Annotated in this window: 3 protein-coding genes; all 3 read left to right on the forward strand. The window is 69.9% G+C overall.

Features of this window, described 5'->3' with window-relative positions:
- Window positions 1-272: 272 nt before the first annotated feature.
- The 3 genes from B4E30_RS10420 to B4E30_RS10430 are packed head-to-tail and all read left to right on the forward strand — an operon-like array spanning window position 273 to window position 3,063.
- Window positions 273-1,484: a ferrochelatase gene (locus tag B4E30_RS10420; RefSeq protein WP_414683209.1), complete on the forward strand. Its 1,212-nt coding sequence runs from the start codon at window positions 273-275 to the stop codon at window positions 1,482-1,484.
- Between the two features lie 23 nt (window positions 1,485-1,507).
- Window positions 1,508-2,053 (forward strand): ribose-5-phosphate isomerase, encoded by a 546-nt coding sequence (locus tag B4E30_RS10425; RefSeq protein ID WP_286795256.1) that lies wholly within the window; start codon window positions 1,508-1,510, stop codon window positions 2,051-2,053.
- Complete coding sequence (locus B4E30_RS10430) at window positions 2,053-3,063, forward strand: Fpg/Nei family DNA glycosylase (RefSeq protein ID WP_286795257.1); 1,011 nt, start codon at window positions 2,053-2,055, stop codon at window positions 3,061-3,063. Before B4E30_RS10425 ends, B4E30_RS10430 begins: the two co-directional genes overlap by 1 nt.
- The last annotated feature ends 150 nt before the right edge of the window (window positions 3,064-3,213 follow it).

Consider the following 3,213-nt stretch of genomic DNA (forward strand, 5'->3'; position numbering starts at 1 on the left):
CCTTCGGTGGCCGTGAAGCGCACGACCGTACGGGAGCCGAAGACCTCGGCGCCCCGGTTCAGGTCGAGGGTGATCGCGTACGACTGGGTGTCGACGACCGCGCGGCGCTCCTGCGCTTCGAGGCGGGTGAGGTTCTCTCCTGGCACTGAGTCTGCTCCCGGGGTTGGGGTGGATGCCGCGGAGCGGCGCTGCTGGCGCCGGCGACAACCCTCCCACCCTACGCCAGTCGGCGGTGCGGATCCGGCGTGTTCGCGCGGTGCGAGGATGGTGGGGTGAGTACGCCTTCTCCCGCATCCGACCCCGCCGGCGTGTCCGGTCCCGTGCCGTTCGCCTCACCGTTCGCCGCCTCCGGCCCGGAGCACGTCGAGGAGCCCGTCTCCTATGACGGCCTCCTGCTCGCCGGGTTCGGCGGACCCGAGGGACAGGATGATGTCATCCCGTTCCTGCGCAACGTCACACGCGGACGCGGGATCCCCGATGAGCGGCTCGAAGAGGTCGCCCATCACTACCGTCACTTCGGCGGCGTGAGCCCGATCAACGCCCAGAACCGAGCGCTGAAGGCGGCACTCGAGGCGGAGCTGGCGCGACGCGGCATCGACCTGCCGGTGTACTGGGGGAACCGCAACTGGGCGCCATACCTCGAAGACGCCGTGCAGGATGCCGCGGCGGCCGGAGACACCACGCTGCTCGCGCTGGCGACCAGCGCCTACAGTTCCTTCTCGAGCTGTCGTCAGTATCGGGAGGACTTCGCACGCGTGCTGACCGAGACCGGGCTGGGGGAGCGGGTGACGATCGACAAGGTGCGCCAGTTCTTCGATCATCCCGGCTTCGTGCGGCCGTTCGTCGACGGTGTCGAGGCGGCCGTGACGACGTTCGTCACCGACGAGGGCATCGCACCCGAGAACGTGCACGTGCTCTTCTCCACCCACAGCATCCCGACCGCCGATGCGCAGCGTTCCGGGCCCCGAGACGTCGACTTCGGCGACGGGGGCGCCTACGCCGCTCAGCACCTCGCCGTGGCTCAGGTCGTCATGGACGCCGTCGCCGCCGCTGTGCCCGCCGCGAGCGGGATCCCGTGGGAGCTCGTCTACCAGTCTCGCTCCGGACCGCCGTCGCAGCCCTGGCTCGAGCCGGACGTGTGCGACGTCATCGCGGACCTCCCCGCCCGCGGCGCGGAGGCCGTGGTCATCGTTCCTCTCGGCTTCGTCAGCGACCACATGGAAGTGCTGTGGGATCTCGACACCGAGGCCATGGAGGCGGCCGAGGAGGCGGGCCTCCGCGCTATCCGGTCCCAGACCCCCGGTGTCGATCCGGCTTACGTCAGCGGCCTGGTCGACCTCGTCCAGGAACGGCTGGCCGGAACGAAGGCGGGCGATCGGCCGCATGAGACGCGGCTCGGTCCGTGGTACGACGTCTGCCGCCCCGGATGCTGCGAGAACGTCCGTGCCGGCTTCAAGCCGGCAGCGGCCGGCATCGCGCCGTGATCGACGTCAATAGGATGGGCGCCATGCGCATCCACATCGCCACCGATCACGCGGGCCTGGAGTTCTCCACGCAGCTGCAGCATCACCTCGCCGCGCAGGGGCACGAGGTCGTCGACCACGGTCCGATCGACTACGACCCGCTCGACGACTACCCGGCCTTCTGCGTCCGTGCCGCTCAAGGAGTCGTGGCGGACCAGGCCGCCGGTGTGCCGGCGCTCGGCGTCGTCTTCGGCGGGTCGGGCAACGGCGAGCAGATCGCGGCCAACAAGGTGGCCGGCATCCGCGCGGCCCTGGTGTGGAGCATCGCCACCGCGGAGCTCGCGCGCGAACACAATGACGCCAACGTCATCGCGATCGGGGCGCGCCAGCACACCTTCGAAGAGGCCGTGACCTTCATCGACCGATTCGTCGCGACCCCGTTCTCCCACGACGAACGCCACGTGCGCCGTATCGGTCAGATCGCCGCGTTCGAGGCGGACGGCTCGCTGCTTCCCGACCCGCGGGCCGATGAGTCCGCCCCCGACGTGCTCGCTGCGGACGACAGTACCTTCGACCCCGAAGCCGGCTGATGCCGGAGGGGCATTCCGTCCATCGCATCGCGCGGCAGTTCGACCGCAATGTCGTCGGCCGTGCCGTGGCGGCATCCAGCCCGCAAGGGAGGTTCGTCGAGGGTGCGGCGGTTCTCGACGGGCGGGTTCCGCACGAGGTGAGAGCCGTCGGCAAGCAGATGTTCCTCGGCTTCGACGACGATCTGTGGCTCCGAGTGCACCTCGGGATGTACGGGGCATGGGACTTCGCCGGCGACATCCTCGTCGACCCCACGATCGCGTCCGCCAACGGGCGCATGGGACAGACGAATCAGCGCGGCACCGCGATCGATGGCGACGAGGGGCCGGTCTTCGACCGAGCCGGCGAGAACTCGCTGTCGTCGATCGGCGCACCGCGGCGCACCCGCGTGCACGTTCGCATGTCGGAGCAGACCACAGGGCTGGATGACGACGGCGACGTCCCATGGCCGCCGCCCGTCGTGGGGCAGGTGCGGCTGCGTCTGCTCACCGATGCCGTCTGCGCCGATCTGCGGGGCCCGACCACCTGCGCACTTCAGACCGGGGAGGAGATGGCGGCCACCGTCTCGCGGCTCGGCCCCGACCCCCTGGTGGACGACCCCGCGATCGGTGAAGAGCGCTTCGTCTCGGTCGTGCGACGCAAGCCGACCGCGATCGGGCTCCTCCTGATGGATCAGTCGGTGGTGTCGGGGATCGGCAACGTCTATCGGGCCGAGCTGCTCTTCCGGGCGCGCCTGAATCCCCACACACCCGGTCGAGAGGTGCCGGAGGACGTCGTCAGAGCGCTCTGGAGCGACTGGGTGAGGCTGCTCGCCATCGGCGTCGAGACCGGCCAGATGATGACGATGGACGACCTCTCTCCCGAGGACTATCGTCGCGCGATGGCCAGTCGTGACGACCGGCATTGGGTCTACCATCGGGCGGGTCTGCCCTGCCGGGTCTGCGAAACCGCGATCGTGGTCGAGGAGGCCGCCGGTCGCAAGCTCTACTGGTGTCCGCGCTGTCAAGCGTGAGCCGTGTCGCCGCGTAGGCTGGCCGGGTGCGTCAGACCGTCTCGCGTGCCCGCGTTTGCCACCCCCGACGAGTGAGCTCGAGAGGTGATCGGTGACGGCCGTCGGGGACCGTGTCGACACCATCGTGGCAGCCCGGCTGAGCGGACCGGG

This window comes from Microbacterium sp. UBA3394, assembly GCF_002358725.1.
Lineage (GTDB): Bacteria > Actinomycetota > Actinomycetes > Actinomycetales > Microbacteriaceae > Microbacterium > Microbacterium luteum.

Coding starts and splice junctions, on each gene's coding strand:
- B4E30_RS10425 (WP_286795256.1), top strand. CDS start 1,508: ATGCGCATCCACATCGCCACCGATCACGCGGGCCTGGAGTTCTCCACG.
- B4E30_RS10430 (WP_286795257.1), top strand. CDS start 2,053: ATGCCGGAGGGGCATTCCGTCCATCGCATCGCGCGGCAGTTCGACCGC.